Here is a 22,648-nt window from a genome sequence, read left to right as displayed (position 1 = left end):
TCGGACACGTGATGCCTCTCAGGTGTGCGGTTCAAGGGTTTCCGGTCGTGGCTACAGGCGTTCGAAGGAGCGGCGCAGCTCCCAGTCGGTGACCGCGGAGTCGTACGCGTCCAGTTCGACGCGGGCCATGTTGCGGTAGTGGGCGACCACCTCGGGGCCGAAGGCGGCCTTGGCGATCTCACTGTTCTCCCAGAGCTCCGCGGCCTCGCGCAGGGTGGTGGGGACGTGCGCGAAGTCGGCGGTGTACGCGTTGCCCGCGCAGGCCTCCGGCAGTTCGAGGCGGTTCTCGACGCCGTAGAGCCCGGCCGCGACCAGGCCGGCGACGGCGAGGTACGGGTTGACGTCGCCGCCGGGGAGGCGGTTCTCGAAGCGCATGGAGCGGCCGTGGCCGACGACTCGGAGCGCACAGGTCCGGTTGTCCACGCCCCAGGCGACGGCGGTCGGCGCGAAGGATCCCGGCCGGAAACGCTTGTATGAATTGATGTTCGGGGCGTAGAGAAGGGAGAAGTCGCGCAGCGCGGCCAGCTGGCCGGCCAGGAAGTGCCGCATCACCGGCGACATTCCGCCCGGGCCGTCACCGGCCATCGCGTTGTGCCCGTCGGCGTCGCCCAGCGAGAGGTGGATATGGCAGGAGTTGCCCTCGCGCTCGTCGAACTTGGCCATGAAGGTGAGCGAGACGCCTTCCTGGGAGGCGATCTCCTTCGCCCCGGTCTTGTAGACGGCGTGCTGGTCGCAGGTGGTCAGCGCCTCGTCGTAGCGGAAGGCGATCTCGTGCTGGCCGAGGTTGCACTCGCCCTTCGCCGATTCCACGGTCAGGCCCGCGGCCTGCATCTCGTTGCGGATCCGGCGCAGCAGGGGCTCGATGCGGCCGGTCCCGAGGACGGAGTAGTCGATGTTGTACTGGTTGGCGGGGGTCAGGCCGCGGTAGCCCGCGTTCCAGGCCTGCTCGTAGGTGTCCTGGAAGACCATGAACTCCAGCTCGGTGCCGACCATGGCCGTGTACCCGTGCCCGGCGAGGCGCTCGAGCTGGCGGCGCAGGATCTGCCGGGGTGCGGCGACCACGGGCGAGCCGTCGTTCCAGGCGAGGTCGGCGAGGAGGAAGGCGCTGCCCGGGTTCCAGGGGATCCGGCGCAGGGTCGCGAGGTCGGGGTGCATGGCGAAGTCGCCGTAGCCCCGGTCCCAGGAGGACATCTCGTAACCGTCGACGGTGTTCATGTCCGTGTCGACGGCGAGGAGGTAGTTGCAGCCCTCGGTGCCGTGCGCGAGGACCTCGTCGAGGAAGAACGGTGCGGCGAACCGCTTGCCCTGGAGTCGTCCCTGCATGTCGGGGAAGGCCAGGACCACGGTGTCGATCTCACCGCTGGCTACGAGGACGCGGAGCTCCTCGGGCGTGAGCGGCGGCTTGCGGTCTACCACTGGAATCTCTCCTTCGGTGAGCCGAGAAGGCCTAAGGTATTGAACAGAACCATTGCTTGGGAAGAGGAGGAGCCGAGATGACCGACACGGCGAGCGAAGGCGGCGCGATCGCGCGGCTGAATCCGGTGCTGCGACAGGTGCGGGCGGGCAACGGTTTCGAGGAGGCGCTGGAACAGATCCTCCAGGTGGTCCGGCTGGGTCTGGTGCCGGGCGGCGAACGGCTCCCGCCCGAGCGGGAGCTGGCGGAGCGGATGGGGATCAGCCGGGTCACCCTGCGCGAGGTGCTGAAGGTGCTCCAGGACCAGGGCCTGGTGGAGGCCCGGCGAGGGCGGTACGGCGGAACGTTCGTGCTCCCCCGCCCCGACACCCCGGCCGGCGGCACCGAGGACGAGCTGCGCCGACGCGTGGTGGGCGTGGACATCGAGGACGCGCTGCGGTTCCGCGAGGTCCTGGAGGTGGGCGCGGCCGGGCTGTGCGCCTCCCACGGGCTGACCGAGGAGGGCGCCGAACGGCTGCAGGCCGCGCTGACGGCCACCCATGACGCACCCCTGCCCGATTACCGCCGCCAGGACACCCTCTTCCACCTCACCCTGTGCGAGCTCGCCGGATCCGCCACTCTCACGGCCCAGTACGCCGCCGTCCGGGCCACGGTGAACGACCTGCTGGACTGCATCCCGCTGCTGGTGCGCAACCTGGAGCACTCGCAGCAGCAGCACTCCGCGCTCGTGGAGGCGGTGCTGGAGCGGAACGCGGACGCGGCGCGCGAGGTGATGCGCGAGCACTGCTGCGGAACGGCGGCGCTGCTGCGGGGGTTTCTGGCCTAGGACCGGATGGCGGGGGGCGGCCCGAGAGCTTTTCGTAACCCCTGTTTAACGCAGGGGTCTTGCGCTCTCCACTCCACTCCGGCAAAGGTACGCCCCACAACCATTGCCCTAGGCAGGAGCGCACATGGCCGACGACACCGAGGTACGGCTCGCAGCCGTACCCGAGCCCACCACGTCTCCCGAGGACGGCGACGGCTATCTGGAACGCCGTACGCTCCACCGCGGCAGCGCCGGCTGGCTGCTGCTGACCGGCCTCGGCGTCGCGTACGTCGTCTCCGGTGACTTCTCCGGCTGGAACGTCGGCCTCGCCCAGGGCGGCTTCGGCGGTCTCGCCGTCGCCACCGCCCTGATGGGCACGATGTACGCCTGCCTCGTCTTCTCCCTCGCGGAACTGTCCGCGATCCTGCCGACGGCCGGCGGCGGCTACGGCTTCGCCCGCCGGGCTCTCGGCACCTGGGGCGGCTTCCTCACCGGCACCGCGATCCTCATCGAGTACATCCTGGCCCCGGCCGCGATCGCCATCTTCATCGGCGACTACGTCGAATCCCTGAACCTCTTCGGCCTCACTTCGGGCTGGCCGGTCTACCTCGCCTGTTTCGCGATCTTCATCGGCATCCACCTGTGGGGCGTCGGCGAGGCGCTGCGCTTCTCCCTCGTCGTCACCGCCGTCGCCGTGCTCGCGCTGATCGTCTTCGCGCTGGGCGCCTTCACCGAGTTCGATCCCTCGAACCTCGACGACATCGCCGTCGACACCACCGCCTTCGGCGCGAACTCATGGCTGCCGCTGGGCGTCCTCGGCATCTGGGCCGCGTTCCCGTTCGGCATGTGGTTCTTCCTCGGCGTCGAGGGCGTACCGCTGGCCGCCGAGGAGGCCAAGGACCCGGTGCGCTCCATGCCGCGGGCCCTGTCGATCTCCATGGGCATCCTCGTCCTGCTCGCGCTGGTCACCTTCCTGGCCTCGACCGGTGCGCGCGGCGCCGACGCGATCAAGGACGCCGGGAACCCGCTGGTCGTCGCCCTCGACGGCAAGCCGGGCCTGTCCTGGCTGAAGACCTTCGTCAACTACGCCGGCCTGGCCGGGCTCGTGGCCTCGTTCTTCTCCCTCATCTACGCCGGCTCGCGCCAGCTGTTCGCGCTGTCCCGGGCGGGCTACCTCCCGCGCTTCCTCTCTCTCACCTCGAAGCGCAAGGCCCCGTACCTCGGCCTGCTCATCCCCGGCGCGATCGGCTTCGCGCTCGCCGCGGCCACCGGGAACGGCCCGCGCATGCTCAACATCGCGGTGTTCGGCGCGACCATCTCGTACGCGCTGATGGCCCTCTCCCACATCGTGCTCCGCAAGCGGGAGCCGGGCCTGGAGCGCCCCTACCGCACGCCCGGCGGCATCGCCACCTCCTCGGTGGCCTTCGTCCTCGCCCTGTCGGCGCTGGTCGCCACCTTCCTGGTGGACAAGGACGCGGCGTTCATCGCCCTGGGTGTGTACGCCGTCGCCCTCGCCTACTTCGCGCTCTACAGTCGGCACCACCTGGTGGCCTCCGCGCCGGAGGAGGAGTTCGCGGCGCTGGCGGAGGCCGAGGCGGAACTGACCCGAGACTGACCGTCCTTCTTCATCCCCTTTGCTCCTGGAGGTGGCAACTGTGCCCAGGCCGCTCATCGGCATCACGACCTACGTGGAGGAATCCACCCGCTACGGGGTGTGGGACGTCCCGACGTCCCTCGTGCCCACCGGGTACTACGAACTCGTCCAGGCGGCGGGCGGCACGGCCGTGCTGCTCCCGCCGGACGAACCCGGATCGGCGGCGGAGGTGCTGAGCCGGCTGGACGGCCTGGTCGTCGCGGGCGGCCCCGATGTGGACCCGGTCCGCTACGGGGCCGAACGCCACCCGCGTACCGGCGCCCCGGCGACGAAGCGGGACGAGTGGGAACTCGCCCTGATCGGGGCGGCCTTGGCGGCGGGCATGCCGGTGCTGGGCATCTGCCGGGGCATGCAGGCGCTGAACGTGGCCCTGGGCGGCACGCTGATCCAGCACATCGACGGCCATGCGGTGGCCCCCGGTGTCATGTCCTGGCACCCGGTCCGCCCGGTCCCGCAGACCCGGTACGCGGCGCTGGTCCCGGAGGAGGCGGAGGTCCCGACCTACCACCACCAGGCCGTCGACCGCCTGGGCCGCGGCCTGATCGCCTCGGCCCACGCGGTCGACGGCACGGTGGAGGCCATCGAACTCCCCGACGCCGCGCACTGGGTCCTCGGTGTCCAGTGGCACCCGGAGCGCGACAAGGACACCCGCGTCATGGCGTCCCTGATCGAAGCGGCGTCCCTCACCTCGGCCGCACGCGTCTGACGGCGGCGCCGGGGACCCCTTGGGCACCGGCGCCGACATGCGGGGTGTCCGGCAGGTCGGAAGACTGGGAGGTATGACGAACAAGGCAGTCCTGGAGGGCGGACCGGCCGACCTGCCCGAGCGGGTCGTCGAGGCTCCCGCTCCCGGCGAGGACGTGAAGATCGCGCACCGCGGCGGGTACGAGCACTTCCGGGCCACGACGCGGCAGCAGGACAGCCCACAGGGGCGGCTGCCGGTGTTCGAGTGGTGGGAACGGACCGAGATCGCCGAATGACGAGGCGCGCCATGACACACAAGGCGGAATGGAAGGTCGGCGTCTCGCTGACCGAGGAGGGCGGCACCACCAGGGCACGGGCCGTGCTCGACACCGGCGCGGGGCAGCTGGTCGGGCGCGGCACGGCCCGCTGCAACCCCGAGGACGTGGAGGTCCCCGCCATCGGGGACGAGCTCGCGACGAGCCGGGCCATGCGCGACCTCGCCGGCCAGCTGTCGCGCGCCGCCGACCGGGACCTGGCCTCGATGGGCGCGGTCCCGGAAACGCCGCGCACCGGCTACGGCTGGCCCCAGGACGCCGAGCCCCGCCCCGATCTCGGCCGCTGACCCCTCCGGCCCGGCCCGAAGCCAGGCCGGCCGGGCCCGGCCCGACGCCCCGGCGGCTCGGGAGCAGCCGGGGCCGCCCCACGCGGCGCCCCGGGCACGCCGCCGCGCGGCGTCACAAACCGGCCGGCCACCCCGGCGCAGAGCCGGGCCGACCGGCGCCCGGGCACGCGGCGCGCGGCGTCAGGCGCGGGCGCGGGTCAGCGACAGCAGGTCGCGGGCCGGCCCCGCCGGCCTGGCCCCCACGGGCCACACCGCCCGCAGCGCCCGCCCCAGCGCCGCCCCCGACACCGGGACCTCGACCAGCCGCCGCGCCGCCAGCTCCTCCCCCAGCGCCAGCTCCGACAGCACGCAGGGCCCCGCCCCGCTCACCGCCGCCGCCTTCACCGCCGTCGTCGACGCCAGTTCCAGCAACGGCGCCGCCAGCCCCCCGCACCCGGCCAGCGCAGCGTCCAGCACCTGCCGCGTCCCCGACCCCCACTCCCGCAGGATCAGCGGCGTCGCCGCCAGCTCCGCCGCCTGCACCCCGCGCGACCGCCGCGCCCACGCATGCCCCGGCGCCACCGCCACCACCAGCCGGTCCTGCGCGATCACCGCCGAGTCCAGCCCCTCCGGCACGCTCAGGCCTTCCACGAAGCCCAGGTCCGCCTCGTGCGCGAGCACCCGTTCCGCGACCACCGCCGAGTTCCCCGCGTGCAGCGACACCGCGGTCCCCGGCCGCTGCCCGCGGAGCGCGATGAGCCACCCCGGCAGCAGGTACTCCGCGATGGTCATACTGGCGGCCACCCGCAGCCTCGAGTCCCGCCGCCCGCGCAGCGCCTGCGCGCCCGCGTCGAACGCCTCCGCCGCCTCCACCACCCGCCGCGCCCAGTCCGTGACCAGCGCCCCCTCCGCCGTCAGGGTCGACCCCCGCGGCGAACGGTCCACCAGCGCCACGCCCAGCCGTGTCTCCATCGCGCGGATCCGGCTGCTCGCGGCGGGCTGGGTGATGCCCATGCGCTTGGCCGCGCCGCTCAGGCTGCCGATCCGCGCGACCGCGAGCAGCAGCTCCAGCGCTCCCAGGTCCGGTACCCGGTGTGCCAGCGGAACCCACTCCTCGTTACCCATAAAGTCAGTTTATGGCCTTATAGAGAGATGGCCCCTGCCGTCCGCCGGCCCCCGGCACGACGCTGGGTCCATGGCCACCACCCTCGTGCGACCCCACGAACACACATCCCGGAACCCCCAGGCCCACAAGGCCTTCCCGGCGCTCCGTCACCTCGGCCCCAACTGGTACGCGTCCGTCATGGGCACGGCGATCGTCGCCAACGCCGGCGCGACCCTCCCGTACCAGGTGCCCGGCCAGCGCGTGGCCTGCCAGATCGTCTGGGCGCTGTCCGCCGCGGCCCTCGCCCTCCTGCTCACCGCCCGCGCCGGCCACTGGCTCCACCACCGCGACCAGGCCCGCGCCCACCTCCTCGACCCCGCCGTCGCCCCGTTCTACGGATGCCTCGCGATGGCCCTGCTGGCCGTCGGCGGCGGCACCCTCATCGTGGGCAAGGACCTCGTCGCAGAGCCCGCCGCGGTCGCCGTCGACGCCGTGCTCTTCACCGCCGGCACCGCGATCGGCCTGCTCATGGCGGTGGTGGTGCCGTACCTGATGGTGGTCCGCCACAAGGTCGAGGCCGCGCAGGCCACCCCCGTGTGGCTGCTGCCCCTGGTCGCCCCCATGGTCTCCGCCGCCCTGGGCCCCCTGCTGATACCCCACCTGCCCGCCGGCCAGCCCCGCGAGGCGCTGCTCCTGGCCTGCTACGCCATGTTCGGCATCAGCCTCCTGGCCACGCTGCTGATGCTGCCCCTGGTCTTCGGCCGGCTGATCACGAGCGGCCCGCTGCCCCTGCTGCTGACCCCCGCGCTGTTCCTGGTCCTGGGCCCCCTCGGCCAGTCCACCACCGCGGTCAACCAGCTCGCCGACATGGCCCCGCAGGCGATCGGCGCCCCCTATGCCGGTGCACTCGGCGCCTTCGCGGTCGTCTACGGAGTGCCCGTGATGGGGTTCGCCCTGCTGTGGCTGGCCCTCGCGGCCGCGATGCTGGTCCGGGCGGCCCGTAACGGCATGGGCTTCGCCATGACCTGGTGGGCGCTGACCTTCCCCGTCGGCACGTGCGTCACCGGCGCCGCCGGCCTGGCCCGCCACACCGGCCTGACCGCGTTCGCCTGGCTCGCGGCCGCCCTCTTCCTGGCCCTGCTGACCGCATGGCTGCTGGCCGCCGCCCACACCCTGCGCGGCCTGTTCACGGGCACCCTGCTCCCCCGCTAGCGGGCCGCCCCCAGCGCCGCCGCCAGCACCGCCGGAGCCTCGGCCAGCGAGGGTCCGTACCAGGTGAGGTGGCGGCCGCTGACCAGGGCGGACGGACGGCCCGGGAAGGCTTCCGGGCCGTCCCCGCGCGTGAAGCGGTACGGCTCGTCGGGGAGCACCACCAGATCGCACTCGGCGGCGGCCAGCTCCTCCACCGGCACCCGCGGATACCGCTCGGCATGGCCGGCGTAGAGGTTGTGCACGCCGAGGCGGGCCAGCAGATCGCCCGCGAAGGTGTCGCGGCCGAGCACCATCCAGGGCCTCCGCCACACCGGTACGAAGGCCCGGAGGGGGCCGCACGGATGCACCCGCGCCCATGCGGCCTCGGCGTCGTCCAGCCACTGCGGCCTCGCCAGCCCCAAGGCCCCCACCAGCACCCAGTCCAGCTCGGTCAGCGCCTGCGGCAGGTCGCGTATCTCGGTGACCAGCACCTCCACCCCGGCCGCCCGCAGCGCTGCCAGGTCCGGGGCCCGGTTCTCCTCCTCGTTGGCGATCACCAGGTCCGGGCGCAGCGCCGTGATCCGCTCGACGTCCGGGTTCTTCGTGCCCCCGATGCGCACCGCGCCCCGCTCCCCGAGGTCCGCGGGATGGGTGCACCAGTCGGTCACCCCGACGAGCAGCCCGGGGGCGCTCACCGCCACCGCCTCGGTCAGCGAGGGCACCAGCGAGACGACGCGCATCCGGCTCAGCGCCCGGGCGAGGGCGGCTCGGAGGTCGCGTGGATGTGCTCCCCGACCGCCACGACCAGGAGCCGGGTGTCCTCGGAGACGGCCCGCCAGCGGTGCCGTACGCCACCGGACAGGAACAGTGCGTCGCCGCTCTCCAGCCGGTACGCCCGCCCCTCGGCCTCCACCTGGCAGGCCCCCGAGACCACGTACATCAACTCGTCGTTGCGGTGCTGGTACTCACGGCCGGCGTCCTGGTCCCCGGTGAACTCCAGTGCGTGCAGCTGGTGGTGTCCGCGTACGAGGGGACGCACGCCCGGGACCGGCGTGAGCCCGGAGTCGTCGCCGGCCCGTACGAGGTCGACCGTGCGCGCGGTGTCGGACGCGGCCAACAGCTCGACGGCCGTGGTCTCCAGCGCGTCCGCGACCCGCTCGAGGGACCGCATGCTGGGCCGGGCCCGCTCGTTCTCTATCTGGCTCAGGAAGGGCACCGACAGACCGCTGCGCGCCGATACGGCGGCGAGGGTGAGATGAAGTGCCCTGCGCCGCTTGCGCACGGCCACGCCCACCCGGAGCGGTTCCTTGGCGTCCTTGTCCCGTTCCTTGTCGTCCGAGCCGTCCCTGTCGTCCATGGCGGGGCTGCCCTCCCCTTGTCAGGTCTGTCGGCGTACGTCGGCGTCCGTCGCACGAGAGTGTGCTGTAAGCACCTTACGCAGCAACCGCCCCCGGTTTCGCGTGCAAGAGCCGACCAGGTACGCCCCGGGTGAAACTCCCGTGCCATGTCCGATCACTCTTGCGGCCACTTTCCGTGCCCTCGGCGGTAACCGTTCGCCGTCGGCGGCGTGCGGCATCATCGTCACCGTGACGACGACTCGACGCCTGATGCTGCTGGACACCGCCTCCCTCTACTACCGCGCGTACTTCGGCGTGCCGGACTCCGTGAAGGCCCCGGACGGCACGCCGGTCAACGCGGTGCGGGGGCTGCTCGACTTCATCGGACGGCTGGTCCAGGACCACCGCCCCGACGATCTGGTGGCGTGCATGGACGCCGACTGGCGTCCGCACTGGCGGGTGGAGCTGATCCCGTCCTACAAGGCCCACCGGGTCGCGCAGGAGACCGAGTCCGGACCGGACGTGGAGGAGACCCCGGACACCCTGGCCCCGCAGGTGCCGATCATCGAGACGGCGCTGGACGCGTTCGGGATCGCCCGGGTGGGGGTCGCCGGGTACGAGGCCGACGACGTGATCGGCACGCTCACGGCGCGCGCCACCGGCCCGGTGGACATCGTCACCGGCGACAGGGACCTTTACCAGCTGGTGGACGACGCCCGGCAGCGGCGCGTGCTGTACCCGCTCAAGGGGGTCGGCACGCTACAGGTGACGGACGAGGCGTGGCTGCGCGAGAAGTACGGGGTGGACGGCCCGGGGTACGCGGACCTGGCGCTGCTGCGCGGGGACCCGAGCGACGGCCTGCCGGGGGTCCCGGGGATCGGCGAGAAGACGGCGGCGAAGCTGCTGGACGCGTACGGCACGCTGGCCGGGATCATCGCGGCGATCGACGACCCGAAGTCGAAGCTGACGCCCACCCAGCGCAAGCGGCTGGACGAATCCCGGCCCTATCTGGCAGTGGCTCCGAAGGTGGTCCAGGTGGCCTCGGACGTCCCTCTTCCCGCATTCGATCCGGCTCTGCCGACGGTGCCCGCGCAGCCGGAACTCGTCGATGCGCTGGCGCACCGGTGGGGCCTCGGGGGAGCGGTTTCGCGCCTGGGCAGCGCGCTGCACCGCTGAGGTGCTAACTTAGGTAATCCTAAGTTTCAGGGGAGCAAGGGGATACGCCGTGGCAGAAGGACGCGCCCGCAAAGTCGGCACCGCAGTCGTCGTGCGCACAGAGCGGCTGACGCCGCACATGGTGCGCGTGGTGCTGGGTGGTGCCGGACTGGTCCGATTCAGTGCGGGCGAGTTCACCGACCACTACATCAAGGTCCTGTTCGCCCCCGAGGGCGTCACCTACCCCTCGCCGTGGGACCTGGACCGGATCCGCGCGGAGTACGCGCGAGAGGCGTGGCCGCGCCAGCGGGCGTACACGATCCGTTCGTGGGACCCGGCGCACCTGGAGCTGACGCTCGACTTCGTCGTCCACGGTGACGAGGGGCTGGCCGGTCCTTGGGCGGCCCGCGTCCGGCCGGGCGAACTCGTCCGCTTCCTCGGCCCGGGCGGCGCCTACGCGCCGGACCCGACGGCCGACTGGCACCTGCTGGTCGGCGACGAGTCCGCGCTGCCGGCGATCGCGGCCGCGATGGAGAGGATGCCGGCGGGCGCACGGGTGCGCGCGTTCGTGGAGGTCGAGGGCCCGGACGACGAACAGAAGATCGCCACCCCCGACGGCATCGTCCCGGTCTGGCTCCACCGCGGCGCCCGCCCGGTCGGCGAGACACTGGTCCAGGCGGTCCGGGCCCTCGAGTTCCCCTCACGCGATGTCCACGCCTTCGTCCACGGCGAGGCGGGCTTCGTGAAGGACCTTCGCCGCCACCTCCGCCTGGAGCGGGGAATCCCGAAGGAACGCCTGTCGATCTCCGGCTACTGGCGCCTCGGCGAGACGGACGAGGGCTGGCGGGCCATCAAGCGCGGCTGGAACGCCAGCGTCCTGGCCGAACAGGAATCCGCGGCCTGACCCCGCCCGGGAGCCCGCCGGCGCACACCGGCCCCCGCCCGGCACGCGATGTCCCGGCCCCGCGCACGCGCCGCGCCGCGCCGGAACACGACCGAGCACCCGGGGCCGGGGCGAATCCCCGGGAGGCGGTGAAAGGGCGGGGTCACCCGTTCGGCGGGACAATGTGCGCATGCGTACGCTCCGCATACTCAGCGTGGCCGGAGCCGCCGTCGTGTTCGCCGCGACGGCCGCGACCGCCGCCCCCAGCCCGCCCCCCGCGCCGAAGCCCCAGATCACGGAAGCGGAAGTGGACACCGCGCTGGCACGTCTCACCGGGTTCGTCACCGACAGCATGCGCAGCACCGGCGTCCCCGGGATCTCCGTCGCCGTCGTCCACCGCGACAAGGTCGTCTACCTCAAGGGCTTCGGTGTCCGCCGCACCGGCGAGACCGGCAAGGTCGGCCCCGACACGGTCTTCCAGATCGCGTCCCTCTCCAAGCCGATCTCGTCCACCGTCGTGGCCGGCACCCTCAAGAACCCCGCCGACTGGGACCAGCGCGCCGATCTCCCCGGGTTCGCCCTCAAGGACCCCTGGGTCACCGGCCACGTCACCACCGCCGACCTCTTCTCCCACCGCAGCGGCCTCCCCGACCACGCCGGCGACCTCCTCGAAGACCTCGGCTACGACCAGTCGTACATCCTCGACCACCTCCGCCTGGAGCCCCTCGCCCCCTTCCGCGTGAGCTACGCCTACACCAACTTCGGCTTCACCGCGGCCGCCGAGGCCATCGCCCGTCAGCACGGTACGAGCTGGCAGAAGCTCGCCGAGGACACCCTCTTCAAGCCCGCCGGCATGACGCACACCAGCACCGAGTTCTCCGCCTTCGCGAACGCCCCCGACCACGCCGCCACCCACGTCAAGAACCCCGACACCACCTGGTCGCCCCGCTACGTGCGCGACCCGGACGCCCAGGCCCCGGCCGGCGGGGTCAGTTCCACCGCCACGGACATGGCCCGCTGGCTGCGGCTCCAGCTGGCCGGCGGCACCCTCGACGGGAAGCGGATCATCCCCGCCGACACCCTCGCCGTCACGCACCTGCCCCAGATCCTGGCGCAGCCGCCGACCCCGCCCCTGAACCACACCGGCTTCTACGGGCTCGGCTGGAACGTCTCGTACGACGACGCGGGCCGGCTCCGCCTCAGCCACTCCGGCGCCTTCGGCCTCGGCGCCAACACCAACGTCACCATGCTCCCGCTGGAGCAGCTCGGCATCATCGTCCTCACCAACGGCGCCCCGGTCGGCGTAGCCGACGCCATCGCGCTCGACTTCTTCGACACCGCCGAGCACGGCAAGCCCACCACCGACTGGCTGGCCTTCTTCGCCGCGGCCTACGCCCGGCTGGACGACACGGACCGCTCCACCACCGACTACGCCCATCCGCCCGCGAACGCGACGCCGGCCCGCGCCGACAGCGCCTACAGCGGGACCTACGACAACCCGTACTACGGCAAGCTGACCGTGACGGCGAACGGCACCGGCACCGGCACCGGCACCGGCGGACTCACCCTCTCCCTCGGCCCGAAGCCGATGCGTTTCCCGCTCACCCACTACGACGGCGACACCTTCAGCTACGTGACCGCCGGCGAGAACGCGGCCGGCCGCACCGGGGTGATCTTCAAGGACGGCACGGTCCGCATCGAGTACCTGGACGGCAACCACCTGGGCACGTTCACCAGGCAGTAGCCGCCGCATAGCCTGGACCCGATGAGACGCAGAGCCCAGCCACCCCCCTCGCCCCTCCCCCAGGTCGCCGGCATCGACCCGGTCCGGCTGCGGCTGCCCGCCGACCCCGACGGGCGGTGGCCCGACCTCGGCGGCTACCTCGCCGCGCGCTACGCCGGCACCCGCGGCGCCGTGTTCATCGCGCACCTGCTGCGCACCGGGCGGGTGTTCGGCCCCGGCGGGCGGGTCCTGCGTCCCGAGGACCCGTACGAGCCCGGCGCCTACGTCTGGTTCCACCGGGACCTGGAGCCGGAGCCGGCCGTGCCCTTCCCGATCCGCGTCGTCCACCGGGACGCGCACCTCCTGGTCGTGGACAAGCCGCACTTCCTGGCGACCACCCCGCGCGGCAGCCATATCACGCAGACCGCGCTGGCCCGGCTCCGCACCGAGCTCGACCTGCCCGAGCTGAGCCCGGCGCACCGGCTGGACCGGCTGACCGCCGGACTGGTGATGTTCAGCGTCCGTCCCGAGGACCGCGGCGCGTACCAGCTGCTGTTCCAGGAGCGGCAGGTCCACAAGGAGTACGAGGCCCTCTCCCGCCACGACCCGGCGGTGGGCCTCCCCCGCACGGTCCGCAGCCACATCGAGAAGACCCGCGGGGTCATCGCCGCGGCCGAGATCCCGGGCGCCGAGCCGAATGCCGAGAGCCTGGTCGAACTCCTCGGCACCAAGGGGGAACTGGGCCGCTACCGGCTGACCCCGCACACCGGCCGCACCCACCAGCTGCGGGTGCACATGAACAGCCTGGGCCTGCCGATCCTCGGCGACCCGGTGTACCCGCAGGTCACCGACCCGGCCCCGGACGACTACCGGCGACCGCTCCAGCTCCTGGCCCGCACCGTGTCGTTCACCGACCCGGTGACCGGAACCCCGCGCCGCTTCGAGAGCGCTCTGTCCCTGCGGGCCTGGGAGGACCTCGCGGGCTGGGAAGCCGGAACCTAGGGCGCGGCCCCCGCGACCCGCAGTGCCGCGTCGGCGGTGGCCTCCGCGAAGGCCGCCACCGGCCCGCACAGCAGCATCACGTCCGAACGGCACAGCTCCCACAGCCGCTGCGCCGCGGGCCTCCCGGCGTCGGCGAGCAGCCGGCGGGAGAGCACCAGCGAGGACGCGACCGTGGACTCCAGGAGTTCGGCGAGGAGTTCCTCCTTGCCGCGGAACTAGTGGCACATCGTGGCCTGGCGCATTCCGGCCCGCTCGGCCACCGTCCGCGTGGTGGTGGCCGCGTACCCCCGGACGGTGAACAGCTCGGCCGCCGCGCACAGGAGTTCCTCGCGCGGCGGCCGGCCGCCCGCCGGCCGCAGCTGATCGGCGCGCGGCCGGCCGACCCGTCTCGGCCCTTCGGCCGTTCCCCCGGTCATGGGGCGATCGTCGCACAGGACACCACCGAAGCGATCATGGCAAGAGATGAGATCCGGCCATGACCGCGTTCGGAGGAAACCCCAAAAGCGCCTAGCCGACCGAGCTGTAGGCCACTACACCCCGAAGCAGTGCGTCCACGGCTTTACGGGCATTTCGCGCCACGGTGCTCCCGCCCTGCGAGGACGGCGGAGCGGAGGACGACGGAGCCGCGGCCGCGATCTGCCCCAGCACGTCGATGACCTGCTTGCACCAGCGCACGAAGTCGCCGGCCGGCATCTCCGCCTCGCGCAGCACCTCGTCCAGGCTCTTGTCGGAGGCCCACTGGTACGCCGCCCACGCGAAGCCCAGGTCCGGCTCGCGCTGGCCCACGCCCTCCGCCTGGTTGATGCGGTGCTCCTCCTCCAGCGCGTCGAGCCGGCCCCAGATCCGGACCATCTCGCCCAGCGCCGCCTTCGCCGCGCCGCCCGGCACCTTCGGCGCCACCGCGTCGTCGGACTGCCGCGCCTCGAACACCAACGCCGAGACGCAGGCGGCCAGTTCGGCCGGGGACAGACCCTCCCAGACCCCGGCGCGCAGGCACTCGGACGCCAGCAGGTCGAGCTCCCCGTACAGCCGGGCGAGCCGCTTGCCGTGCACGGTGACCTCGTCCTCGCGCAGGTAGTCCAGCTCGGTGAGCAGCGCGTGGATCCGGTCGAAGGTGCGGGCGATCGTGTTCGTCCGGCCCTCGATGCGCCGCTCCAGCTGCTGGGTGTCCCGCTTGAGCCGGTGGTAGCGCTCCGCCCAGCGGGCGTGGTCCTCGCGCTCGTCGCAGCCGTGGCAGGGGTGTGCCCGCAGTGCGGCGCGCAGCCGGGCGATCTCGCGGTCGTCGGCTGCCTCGGCCCGGCCGCGTCCGCGCCGCTCCGGCGCGATGTGCCCTGCCTTGGACCGCAGTTGGGACGCCAGGTCCCGACGGGACTGCGGCGAGCGCGCGTTGAAGGTCTTGGGGATCCGCATCCGCTCGATGGCCTCGACCGGGACCGGGAAGTCGATCGCGGCGAGCCGCTTGACCTGCCGCTCCGCGGTCAGCACCAGCGGGCGCGGGCCCTCGGCGTACTCGTACCCGCGGTGCCCGTTGACCCGCCCGGCCGGCACGCCCGGGTCCAGGACCAGCGCGAGCCCGGCGAACTTGCCGGTCGGCACGTGGATGATGTCGCCCGGCTTGAGCTTCTCCAGGGAACCGGCCGCCTGGGCCCGGCGCTGGGCCGCACCCCGCTTCGCCAGGTCCGTCTCGCGGTCCTTGAGGTCGCGGCGCAGCTGCGCGTACTCCTCGAAGTCGCCCAAGTGGCAGGTCATGCCCTCCTGGTAGCCCTCCAGGCCCTCCTCGTTGCGCTGCACCTGCCGGGAGATCCCGACGACCGAGCGGTCGGCCTGGAACTGGGCGAAGGAGGTCTCCAGCAGCTCGCGCGAGCGGTGCCGCCCGAACTGCTGGACCAGGTTCACGGCCATGTTGTACGACGGCTTGAAGCTGGAGCGCAGCGGATACGTACGGGTGCCGGCGAGCCCGGCGAGCGCCGCCGGGTCCATGCCCCGCTGCCAGAGCACCACGGCGTGGCCCTCGACATCGATGCCGCGCCGCCCGGCCCGGCCGGTGAGCTGCGTGTACTCGCCGGGGGTGATGTCGGCGTGCTGCTCGCCGTTCCACTTGACCAGCTTCTCCAGGATCACCGTGCGCGCGGGCATGTTGATGCCCAGCGCCAGGGTCTCGGTGGCGAAGACGGCCTTGACCAGGCCGCGGACGAACAGCTCCTCCACGACCTCCTTGAAGGTGGGCAGCATGCCGGCGTGGTGCGCGGCGATGCCCCGCTCCAGGCCTTCCAGCCACTCGTAGTACCCCAGGACGTGCAGGTCCTCGGTGGGGATGGAGGCGGTCCGCTCCTCGACGATCTCGCGGACCCTCAGGCGGGCGGAGTCGTCGTTGAGCCGCAGCCCCGCGTACAGGCACTGCTGGACGGCGGCCTCGCACCCGGCCCGGCTGAAGATGAAGTTGATCGCGGGCAGCAGCCCGTCGCCGTCGAGGCGGGCGATGACCTCGGGGCGGCCGGGGGTCCAGATCCGGCCGCGGGAACGCCGCTCGCGCTCGCGGTCGGCCTCGCGGACCATCTTGCCGCGCCGCCGGTCCTTCGGGTTGTACGTGCGGCTGTTCTCCTCGCGCGCCATGCGCAGCAGGTCGGGGTTGACCTCGCGGCGCGCGGAGCCGCGGCCTCCGTGGTCGGACTCCTCCTCGAAGAGATCGTGGATCCGGCGGCCGGCCATGACGTGCTGCCACAGCGGAACGGGCCGCTCCTCGGAGACGATCACCTCGGTGTCGCCGCGCACGGTGTCCAGCCAGTCGCCGAACTCCTCGGCGTTGGACACGGTGGCCGACAGGGACACCAGGGTCACCGACTCGGGGAGGTGGATGATCACTTCCTCCCAGACGGCTCCGCGGAACCGGTCGGAGAGGTAGTGCACCTCGTCCATCACGACGTAGCCGAGGCCGAGCAGCGACTGCGAGCCCGCATACAGCATGTTGCGGAGCACCTCGGTGGTCATCACGACCACGGGCGCCTCGGAGTTGACGCTGTTGTCGCCGGTCAGCAGGCCCACTTTGTCGGCGCCGTAGCGCTTGACGAGGTCGGCGTACTTCTGGTTCGACAGGGCCTTGATGGGCGTCGTGTAGAAGCACTTGCGGCCCTGCCGCAGGGCCAGGTGCACGGCGAACTCGCCGACGATGGTCTTGCCCGAGCCGGTCGGGGCGGCGACCAGCACGCCCTTGCCGGCCTCCAGTGCCTTGCAGGCGTCGACCTGGTACGCGTCCAGGTCGAATTCGTACATCTCGCGGAAGGGGGCCAGGGCGGAGGCCTCTTCGGCGGCGCGGATCCGGGCAGCGGCGTACCGCTCGGCGGGTGAGAGTTCTTCGGTCATCTTGTTCTCGAGCCTACCCGCCGCCTCTGACAACAGTCGCGGTCATTATGAGCAGCCCTGCCGCCCCACGGCCCTACACCAGCAGCCGCAGGGCCGCCGGTACGCACGCGGCGGTCACGGGCAGCGGCCCGAGGGGCTCGCCGTCCGCGTAGGCCGTGATCCCGGCGGCCTCCAGGGTGATCTTCGCGGCCCGGTGGACGGTGACCTTCGGGTGGCTCAGGTGCGTCCCCTTGTAGACCCGCGGGAAGACCTTGAGCAGCGTGGAGCGGCTGCAGTCGCCGACGACCACGATGTCGAAGAGCCCGTCATCGGGGACGGCACCGGCGCAGATGCGCATGCCGCCGCCGTACGAGGACCCGTTGCCGACGGCCACCAGCGTGGCCTCGGTCTCGATCACCGGACCGTCGTCGAGGGTGATCCGGTACGGGAACGGCCTGAAGGCGGCCAGCTCCGCGAGCATCGCCAGGTCGTACTTGAACCGGCCCGCCGGCAGCCGCATCCGGTTGCCGCGGTCGTTGACCCGCGAATCGAAGCCGGAGCACAGCACGGTCCCGTACCAGGTCTCGCCGCCGGCCCCGGCCCCGGCGCCGGCCACCCGCCCGAGGTCGATCTCGCGGACCCGGCCCTCCTTGAGCGCCTCGGCGGCCAGCCGCCCCGCCTGCGCGGGCTCCCGTACGGGCAGCCCCATCGTCCGCGCGAAGTCGTTGCCGGTCCCCACCGCGACCACCCCGAGCGGCACCAGCGTCCCGGCCAGGGCCTGCAGGGCCAGGGAGACCACGCCGTCGCCGCCGACCGCGATGACCGCCCCGGTGCCCTCGCGGACGGCGGTGCGCAGCCGCGCCAGGGCGTCCCCGGCATCGGCGCCGAGGACCGTCCGTACGCAGAACCCGGCGGCCCGGAGCGCGGAAGCGGCCGGCTGCGCGGCGTGCGCGCCCCGGCCGCGGCCCGCGGTGGGATTGACGAAGAGGGTGATCTCAGCGGTCACCTGGGGGCACCTCCCAGCGGTAGCTGGGGAGAATGTACCTGTCAGGTCGCGTCGTCGTAACCGTTGATCTGCCTGCGTCCGCCGTCGGCCTGCTCGGGCAGGGCGGCCGGGGCCTGCACGGGCTCCATCTCACCGATCGGCGCGGGCGTGAGGTCCAGCGCGGAGGCCTCGTCGTCGTCGAGCAGCGCGTCGGGGTTGTTGCGGCCCCGCCTGCGGTCGTTGATCAGGCAGAGCCCGAGCGCGAGGAAGTAGAGGGCGATGATCGGCGCGGCCAGCGACATCATGGTCAGCGGGTCGCCGGTGGGCGTGGCGAACGCGGCGAAGATCGTGATGCCCAGCACCATGGCCCGCCACCAGCTCGCCAGCCGCTTCGCGGTGAGGATCCCGGTGAAGTTGAGCAGGATCAGCAGCAGCGGCAGCTCGAAGGCGAGACCGAAGACGATGACCATGCGCGTGACCAGGTCGAGGTAGTCGTCGACCGGGAGCAGGTTGCGCGCGTTGTCGGGGGTGAATTCGAGAAGGATCGTGGCGGTCTGCGGCAGCAGCTTGTAGGCGAGCACCCCACCGGTGGCGAACAGCGGAGCGCCGACGGCGACGAAGCCCACCGCGTAGCGCTTCTCGTGGTTGTGCAGGCCCGGGGCGACGAAGGCCCAGAGCTGGTAGAGCCACACCGGCGCCGAGAGCACCACACCGGCGGTGAGCGAGACCTTGAGGGCGATCGAGAACGGGGCGATGAGGCCGTTCACGGTCATGTCGGCGCAGGGCCGTCCGTTGCGCTGTGAGACCACCCCGTTGGTGCAGCCCACGGAGTCCAGCATCGGCTTCAGCATGAAGTCGATGAGGTTCTTGTAGTACAGGGCCGCCACGATGGTGATCACGAGGATCGCCAGGACCGACTTCAGCAGGCGGTTTCTCAGCTCACGCAGGTGCTCGACAAGAGGCATCCGCCCTTCGGCGTCCTTCGCCTGCTTGCTCTGCTTCTCCTGCTTGCGGGCAGACTTGAGCAACCCACGTCCCTTGTCTCGTTGCAGATGACCGGCGTGATCGCGGCCCCGGACCGGCAGCCCGGCGGCCGGGCGATCAGCCCTGGGTGGTGTGGTTCGGCTCGTTGACGGGGCGCGAGCCGGTCACGTCGCCGGGAGCGGCCTTGATGGTACGCGGGGCGGCGGCCTGCTGCGGGGCCTGGTCGGCGACCGTGGCAGCGGTGGCGTTGTCCTCCGCCGCGCTCTCGGCCTTCATGGCCTTGGCCTCGCTCTTGAGGATGCGGGCCGACTTGCCGAGGGAGCGCGCCATGTCGGGGAGCTTCTTGGCACCGAACAGCAGGAAGATCACGGCGATGATCAGGAGGATCTCAAGAGGCTTCAGATTGCCGATCATGTCTGACTTCCTTCTCACCGGAACGGCTGGTTGTGGTGTCGGCGGCCCCGGACCGTGATCCGTGACCGCTCAGGCAAGGATCGTAACCCCCGGGGGTTAACGCCCGGCAATCCCCCGGCGTCTCCCGCCTTGCGTGCGGCTTCGACCGACGGTACGGGTCCCGTCTCACACCTGCCATATACGTGCGGGCCGCAGACCCGGGTGTCACGGCCCGGCGGCCCCGCCCGCGCGCGCCAGATCCGTCGCCGCGCGCTCCAGATCCGCCGAGGCGTCCGCGATCCGGCGGCCGGCCCGCGCGACCTGGCCGGACAGCCGCCGCACCTCCACGTACACCCGCACGGCGAGGACGGCGAGGACGGCGAGCCCCAGGAAACCCAGGGCGATTGCGAGCATCGGCCACAGCATGGGGTCGAGCCTAGGCCACCGGCCGCCTCAGATGCTGCGCAGGGTGCTCACGCCGCCGCCGGTCAGCAGTTCCACGATGCGCTCGCCGGCCGGTTTGCGTACGGAGGCCCCGCACTCGGGACAGGTGAAGGAGTAGAACGTGGTCCGCCGGCTGCCGCCGATCACCAGCCGCAGGGACCCCGCGTCCAGCTCGAAGCGGGCACGGCAGTCGGAACAGGCCGCCTTGAAGGAGACCGGTCCCACCGTGGCCGACCGCCCCGGCGGCCCTGCGCCAGCATGTACACCCCGTGGCCCGGACATTGGCGACATCGCTCGGCGCTCCTCTCAGCCCATTCCTTCCGTACGGCACGGCCCCGTACCGCACGGCCCCGCCGCTTCCCCTTGCTCAGCCCTGTTCGCCGTACCCGGCGAGGGCCTCCCGGGCCGCCTGCCGCGCGCTGTCCGCCAGCTCCGCGGGGGCCACGATCCGGCCCTCGCGGCCCAGCCGCAGCGCGAGGCGGCGCAGCGAGGCCGGGTCCGGGCTGCGCAGCGTGATCCGCAGGCCGCCGTCGGACAGCTCCTCGGCGCTGTCGTGCGGGTAGTACTCGGCGACCCAGCGGCCGCCCGGCCCGACCTCGACCACGACTTCCGGGTCCTCGGCGGCCGGCTGGACGAGCCCCTCGGACAGGTCGCGCGGCTCGATGGCGGGCGGCTCGGCCCGCTCGTCCAGCAGCCGGATCTCGGCGACCCGGTCGAGGCGGAAGGTGCGCCGGGCCTCGGAGAGGTGGCACCAGCCCTCCATGTACGTGTGGCCCACCGCGAAGAGCCGGATCGGGTCGACCTTGCGCTCGGTCAGCTCGTCCCGCGCCGGCGAGTAGTAGCGCAGCCACAGCCGCCGGCGCTCCGCGATGGCCCGGTCGACGTCCGCGAAGACCCCGCCCTCCGCCTCGAAGGTCACCGACAGCCGGGAGCTCGCCCCGGCCGCCTCGCCCGCGGCCGCCTCCAGTTTCGCGGTGGCCCGCAGCAGCGCGTCGCGGTCGCTCTCGCGCAGCCCCGGCAGCGTGGCCACGGCGCGGGCGGCGACCAGCAGCGCGGTCGCCTCGTCGGCGGCCAGGCGCAGCGGCTCGGCGGTGGACTCCCCCGACGCGTCGGGGTTGCGCCACCAGATGCGCTCCCCGTCGGTGTCGATGTCGAGCAGGTCCCCGCCGCGGAAGCTGGTCCCGCACATGGGCAGCACGTCGAGGTCCGAGATCAGCTCGTCCTCGGTGATCCCGAAGGCGCGGGCGACGTCCGCGACGTGCGCCCCGGGGCGCTCGCGCAGGTACGTCACCAGGGACAGCATCCGGCGGGTCTGGTCGATGGCGTTGGCAGCCATGCTGGTACGTCTCCCCCTCAGGGCACGTCTTGCGAACGGTGCGGTTGTGCGGTCGGTGCGGATCGTGCGGCGGCCGCGGCGGCCGCGGCGGGCCCGGCCCGCCTGGTCGGCCTCAGCCCTTGGCCACGGCGCGCAGCCGGTCCACGACGTCCGCCCGCAGGTCGGCGGGCTCCACGACCACCACGTCCGGCCCGAACTCGACCAGCCAGGCGTCCAGCCCGTGCCCGTACGGGATCTCCAGCTCGTCCCAGCCGTCACCGCCCTCGCGCACGGCGGTGGCCTTGGCCCGCAGCGGGTACCCGGCTCCGGCCCGCAGCCGGATCAGCGCGGAGCGGTCCGCGCCCTCCCCGGCCCAGCTCGCCACGGTCTCCCGTACGGTGACCACGTCCGGGACCTCGGCGGTGTACTTGGCCGCCCGGGAGCGGACCTTGCCGGTGATCCGGGAGAGCCGGAACACCCGCTCCGCCCCGCGGTCGCGGTCGTAGCCGGCCAGGTACCAGTGGCCGCGCCAGCACTCCAGCGCCCACGGCTCGACCTGGCGGGTCTCGGGGTGCGCGGCGGTGGACTTGCGGTAGTCGAAGACCACGGGCCGACGGTCGCGGCAGGCCAGCATCAGCGGTTCGAACGCCGCCTCGTGGACCGGGATGCGCGGCTCGATGGCGCTGTGCTGGCCCTCGTACGGGTCCCCCGCCTCCGGCATCCCGCCCGCGCGCAGCTTCTGCAGGGCCCCGCTGGCGGCTCCGGCGAGGCGGGCCTGCTGCCAGACCTTGGCCGCGAGCCCGAGGGCGGCGGCCTCCTCGGCGTCGAGGGAGACGGGCGGCAGCCGGTTGCTGTCGCGGCGGGCGAGGTAGCCGGTCTCGCCCTCCAGGTTCTCCACCGTCTCGATGACCAGGCCGAGTTCACGCAGATCGTCCTTGTCCCGCTCGAACATGCGGTTGAAGGACTCGTCGTTGCCGGCCTCCATGTACGCCTCGATGGAACCGCGCAGTTCGCGCTTGCTCAGCGGCCGACGGGTCCCCAGCAGACACAGCGCCAGATTCATCAGCCGCTCGGCCTTGGCAATCGCCATCGACGCCCTTCCGCCCTTCTCCGCTTACACGTTGCACGACGCGCGCGACGCGCACGACGCACACGTCCGTGACCGTTGACCGTACCGCCCCGGCGGGCCCCGGCAAAAGCGAGGGCCCCCGCCTCGCGGCGGGGGCCCCTTTACCGGTCACGGGTCGTCGAATCAGACGCCCATCAGGTCGCAGACGAAGATCAGCGTCTCGCCCGGCTTGATGGCCGGGGTCGGGCTCTGGTCGCCGTACGCGAGGTGGGCCGGGATCGTCAGCTTGCGACGGCCGCCGACCTTCATGCCCTGGACACCCCGGTCCCAGCCCGAGATGACCTGGCCGATGCCCAGGATGAACTGCAGCGGGGCGCCGCGGTTCCAGGAGGCGTCGAACTCCTCACCGGTGGAGAAGGCCACGCCCACGTAGTGGACGGAGACCTTGTTGCCGGCCGTGGCCTCGGCGCCGTCGCCCTCCCAGATGTCCTCGATGACGAGGTCCGTCGGGACCGGGCCCTCGGGGAAGTCGATCTCGGGCTTCTCGAGCTGGTTGCTCACGGAA

Annotated in this window: 23 protein-coding genes and 1 pseudogene; 10 read left to right on the top strand and 14 right to left on the bottom strand. The window is 72.6% G+C overall.

Annotation, left to right across the window (positions count from 1 at the left end):
- Positions 1-51: 51 nt before the first annotated feature.
- A complete protein-coding gene (locus AB0I68_RS16265) occupies positions 52-1,416 on the bottom strand; it encodes a glutamine synthetase family protein (protein ID WP_363177940.1) in 1,365 nt (454 codons plus the stop codon).
- Positions 1,417-1,493: 77 nt separating this feature from the next.
- Between AB0I68_RS16265 and AB0I68_RS16260 the strand changes: the two genes are divergently transcribed.
- The 5 genes from AB0I68_RS16260 to AB0I68_RS16240 all read left to right on the top strand — a co-directional run bounded on the left by AB0I68_RS16260 (position 1,494) and on the right by AB0I68_RS16240 (position 5,179).
- On the top strand, positions 1,494-2,240 hold the full coding sequence (locus AB0I68_RS16260; RefSeq protein WP_363177939.1) for an FCD domain-containing protein: 747 nt from the start codon (positions 1,494-1,496) through the stop codon (positions 2,238-2,240).
- Positions 2,241-2,364: 124 nt separating this feature from the next.
- Positions 2,365-3,834: an ethanolamine permease gene (eat, locus tag AB0I68_RS16255; RefSeq protein WP_363177938.1), complete on the top strand. Its 1,470-nt coding sequence runs from the start codon at positions 2,365-2,367 to the stop codon at positions 3,832-3,834.
- A gap of 40 nt (positions 3,835-3,874) precedes the next feature.
- Entirely contained in the window at positions 3,875-4,579 is a 705-nt protein-coding gene (locus tag AB0I68_RS16250) for a gamma-glutamyl-gamma-aminobutyrate hydrolase family protein (protein WP_363177936.1), read from the top strand.
- A 73-nt stretch (positions 4,580-4,652) separates the two neighbouring features.
- Positions 4,653-4,853 (top strand): DUF5988 family protein, encoded by a 201-nt coding sequence (locus AB0I68_RS16245; RefSeq protein WP_363177935.1) that lies wholly within the window; start codon positions 4,653-4,655, stop codon positions 4,851-4,853.
- An 11-nt stretch (positions 4,854-4,864) separates the two neighbouring features.
- Positions 4,865-5,179 carry a DUF1876 domain-containing protein gene (locus AB0I68_RS16240; RefSeq protein ID WP_363177934.1) on the top strand — a complete coding sequence of 105 codons (315 nt, stop codon included), beginning with the start codon at positions 4,865-4,867 and terminating at the stop codon, positions 5,177-5,179.
- 180 nt (positions 5,180-5,359) lie between these two features.
- Here the strand turns inward: AB0I68_RS16240 and AB0I68_RS16235 are convergent, their stop codons facing one another.
- Positions 5,360-6,283, bottom strand: coding sequence for a LysR family transcriptional regulator (locus tag AB0I68_RS16235; RefSeq protein ID WP_363177933.1), 924 nt, complete (start codon positions 6,281-6,283; stop codon positions 5,360-5,362).
- A gap of 178 nt (positions 6,284-6,461) precedes the next feature.
- On the opposite strand from AB0I68_RS16235, the gene AB0I68_RS16230 reads away from it, so the two are divergent.
- Entirely contained in the window at positions 6,462-7,475 is a 1,014-nt protein-coding gene (locus tag AB0I68_RS16230) for a TDT family transporter (RefSeq protein ID WP_363177976.1), read from the top strand.
- On the opposite strand, the gene AB0I68_RS16225 is transcribed toward AB0I68_RS16230, so the two are convergent.
- Together AB0I68_RS16225 and AB0I68_RS16220 are read right to left on the bottom strand one after the other, a co-directional pair.
- Positions 7,472-8,194: a helical backbone metal receptor gene (locus AB0I68_RS16225; RefSeq protein WP_363177932.1), complete on the bottom strand. Its 723-nt coding sequence runs from the start codon at positions 8,192-8,194 to the stop codon at positions 7,472-7,474. The genes AB0I68_RS16230 and AB0I68_RS16225 overlap by 4 nt on opposite strands.
- 5 nt (positions 8,195-8,199) lie before the next feature.
- The gene (locus AB0I68_RS16220; protein WP_229341211.1) at positions 8,200-8,811 is read right to left on the bottom strand and encodes an XRE family transcriptional regulator; all 612 of its coding nucleotides are present in this window, start codon (positions 8,809-8,811) and stop codon (positions 8,200-8,202) included.
- A 250-nt stretch (positions 8,812-9,061) separates the two neighbouring features.
- On the opposite strand from AB0I68_RS16220, the gene AB0I68_RS16215 reads away from it, so the two are divergent.
- The 4 genes from AB0I68_RS16215 (at position 9,062) to AB0I68_RS16200 (ending at position 13,554) form a co-directional block, all read left to right on the top strand.
- Positions 9,062-9,967 (top strand): 5'-3' exonuclease, encoded by a 906-nt coding sequence (locus tag AB0I68_RS16215; protein WP_363177975.1) that lies wholly within the window; start codon positions 9,062-9,064, stop codon positions 9,965-9,967.
- Positions 9,968-10,016: 49 nt separating this feature from the next.
- Positions 10,017-10,850 carry a siderophore-interacting protein gene (locus tag AB0I68_RS16210; protein WP_363177931.1) on the top strand — a complete coding sequence of 278 codons (834 nt, stop codon included), beginning with the start codon at positions 10,017-10,019 and terminating at the stop codon, positions 10,848-10,850.
- Positions 10,851-11,019: 169 nt separating this feature from the next.
- Entirely contained in the window at positions 11,020-12,573 is a 1,554-nt protein-coding gene (locus AB0I68_RS16205; RefSeq protein WP_363177930.1) for a serine hydrolase, read from the top strand.
- Between the two features lie 21 nt (positions 12,574-12,594).
- On the top strand, positions 12,595-13,554 hold the full coding sequence (locus AB0I68_RS16200; RefSeq protein ID WP_363177929.1) for an RluA family pseudouridine synthase: 960 nt from the start codon (positions 12,595-12,597) through the stop codon (positions 13,552-13,554).
- Here the strand turns inward: AB0I68_RS16200 and AB0I68_RS16195 are convergent.
- From AB0I68_RS16195 to AB0I68_RS16150, 10 genes and pseudogenes are all read right to left on the bottom strand, one after another.
- Positions 13,551-13,970, bottom strand: a pseudogene (locus tag AB0I68_RS16195) (helix-turn-helix domain-containing protein). The gene AB0I68_RS16200 and the pseudogene AB0I68_RS16195 sit on opposite strands and share 4 nt — an antisense overlap.
- Positions 13,971-14,061: 91 nt before the next feature.
- Positions 14,062-16,914: a DEAD/DEAH box helicase gene (locus tag AB0I68_RS16190; protein WP_363177928.1), complete on the bottom strand. Its 2,853-nt coding sequence runs from the start codon at positions 16,912-16,914 to the stop codon at positions 14,062-14,064.
- Between the two features lie 73 nt (positions 16,915-16,987).
- On the bottom strand, positions 16,988-17,899 hold the full coding sequence (locus tag AB0I68_RS16185; protein WP_363177927.1) for a diacylglycerol kinase: 912 nt from the start codon (positions 17,897-17,899) through the stop codon (positions 16,988-16,990).
- Positions 17,900-17,940: 41 nt separating this feature from the next.
- Positions 17,941-18,906: a twin-arginine translocase subunit TatC gene (gene tatC / locus AB0I68_RS16180; RefSeq protein ID WP_363177926.1), complete on the bottom strand. Its 966-nt coding sequence runs from the start codon at positions 18,904-18,906 to the stop codon at positions 17,941-17,943.
- Positions 18,907-18,979: 73 nt separating this feature from the next.
- Positions 18,980-19,276 carry a Sec-independent protein translocase subunit TatA gene (gene tatA / locus AB0I68_RS16175; protein WP_266630832.1) on the bottom strand — a complete coding sequence of 99 codons (297 nt, stop codon included), beginning with the start codon at positions 19,274-19,276 and terminating at the stop codon, positions 18,980-18,982.
- A gap of 204 nt (positions 19,277-19,480) precedes the next feature.
- The gene (locus AB0I68_RS16170; protein ID WP_363177925.1) at positions 19,481-19,681 is read right to left on the bottom strand and encodes a hypothetical protein; all 201 of its coding nucleotides are present in this window, start codon (positions 19,679-19,681) and stop codon (positions 19,481-19,483) included.
- A gap of 27 nt (positions 19,682-19,708) precedes the next feature.
- Positions 19,709-19,981: a hypothetical protein gene (locus tag AB0I68_RS16165; protein WP_363177974.1), complete on the bottom strand. Its 273-nt coding sequence runs from the start codon at positions 19,979-19,981 to the stop codon at positions 19,709-19,711.
- An 85-nt stretch (positions 19,982-20,066) separates the two neighbouring features.
- Positions 20,067-21,035, bottom strand: coding sequence for a WYL domain-containing protein (locus AB0I68_RS16160; protein ID WP_030860247.1), 969 nt, complete (start codon positions 21,033-21,035; stop codon positions 20,067-20,069).
- A gap of 112 nt (positions 21,036-21,147) precedes the next feature.
- Positions 21,148-22,104 carry a WYL domain-containing protein gene (locus tag AB0I68_RS16155; protein ID WP_363177924.1) on the bottom strand — a complete coding sequence of 319 codons (957 nt, stop codon included), beginning with the start codon at positions 22,102-22,104 and terminating at the stop codon, positions 21,148-21,150.
- A 162-nt stretch (positions 22,105-22,266) separates the two neighbouring features.
- Positions 22,267-22,644: an FKBP-type peptidyl-prolyl cis-trans isomerase gene (locus tag AB0I68_RS16150; protein ID WP_363177923.1), complete on the bottom strand. Its 378-nt coding sequence runs from the start codon at positions 22,642-22,644 to the stop codon at positions 22,267-22,269.
- Positions 22,645-22,648 lie beyond the last annotated feature (4 nt).

The sequence above is a fragment of the Streptomyces sp. NPDC050448 genome (genome assembly GCF_040655295.1).
Classification (GTDB): domain Bacteria; phylum Actinomycetota; class Actinomycetes; order Streptomycetales; family Streptomycetaceae; genus Streptomyces.
This window is presented reverse-complemented; position numbering and strand designations above follow the sequence as displayed.

Excerpts from the sequence above, each read along its gene's own strand:
- AB0I68_RS16260 (WP_363177939.1), top strand. The coding sequence starts at position 1,494 with ATGACCGACACGGCGAGCGAAGGCGGCGCGATCGCGCGGCTGAATCCG.
- eat (WP_363177938.1), top strand. The coding sequence starts at position 2,365 with ATGGCCGACGACACCGAGGTACGGCTCGCAGCCGTACCCGAGCCCACC.
- AB0I68_RS16245 (WP_363177935.1), top strand. The coding sequence starts at position 4,653 with ATGACGAACAAGGCAGTCCTGGAGGGCGGACCGGCCGACCTGCCCGAG.
- AB0I68_RS16240 (WP_363177934.1), top strand. The coding sequence starts at position 4,865 with ATGACACACAAGGCGGAATGGAAGGTCGGCGTCTCGCTGACCGAGGAG.
- AB0I68_RS16235 (WP_363177933.1), bottom strand. The coding sequence starts at position 6,283 with ATGGGTAACGAGGAGTGGGTTCCGCTGGCACACCGGGTACCGGACCTG.
- AB0I68_RS16230 (WP_363177976.1), top strand. The coding sequence starts at position 6,462 with ATGGGCACGGCGATCGTCGCCAACGCCGGCGCGACCCTCCCGTACCAG.
- AB0I68_RS16225 (WP_363177932.1), bottom strand. The coding sequence starts at position 8,194 with ATGCGCGTCGTCTCGCTGGTGCCCTCGCTGACCGAGGCGGTGGCGGTG.
- AB0I68_RS16220 (WP_229341211.1), bottom strand. The coding sequence starts at position 8,811 with ATGGACGACAGGGACGGCTCGGACGACAAGGAACGGGACAAGGACGCC.
- AB0I68_RS16215 (WP_363177975.1), top strand. The coding sequence starts at position 9,062 with ATGCTGCTGGACACCGCCTCCCTCTACTACCGCGCGTACTTCGGCGTG.
- AB0I68_RS16205 (WP_363177930.1), top strand. The coding sequence starts at position 11,020 with ATGCGTACGCTCCGCATACTCAGCGTGGCCGGAGCCGCCGTCGTGTTC.
- AB0I68_RS16200 (WP_363177929.1), top strand. The coding sequence starts at position 12,595 with ATGAGACGCAGAGCCCAGCCACCCCCCTCGCCCCTCCCCCAGGTCGCC.
- AB0I68_RS16190 (WP_363177928.1), bottom strand. The coding sequence starts at position 16,914 with ATGACCGAAGAACTCTCACCCGCCGAGCGGTACGCCGCTGCCCGGATC.
- tatA (WP_266630832.1), bottom strand. The coding sequence starts at position 19,276 with ATGATCGGCAATCTGAAGCCTCTTGAGATCCTCCTGATCATCGCCGTG.
- AB0I68_RS16170 (WP_363177925.1), bottom strand. The coding sequence starts at position 19,681 with ATGCTGTGGCCGATGCTCGCAATCGCCCTGGGTTTCCTGGGGCTCGCC.
- AB0I68_RS16165 (WP_363177974.1), bottom strand. The coding sequence starts at position 19,981 with ATGTCCGGGCCACGGGGTGTACATGCTGGCGCAGGGCCGCCGGGGCGG.
- AB0I68_RS16160 (WP_030860247.1), bottom strand. The coding sequence starts at position 21,035 with ATGGCTGCCAACGCCATCGACCAGACCCGCCGGATGCTGTCCCTGGTG.
- AB0I68_RS16155 (WP_363177924.1), bottom strand. The coding sequence starts at position 22,104 with ATGGCGATTGCCAAGGCCGAGCGGCTGATGAATCTGGCGCTGTGTCTG.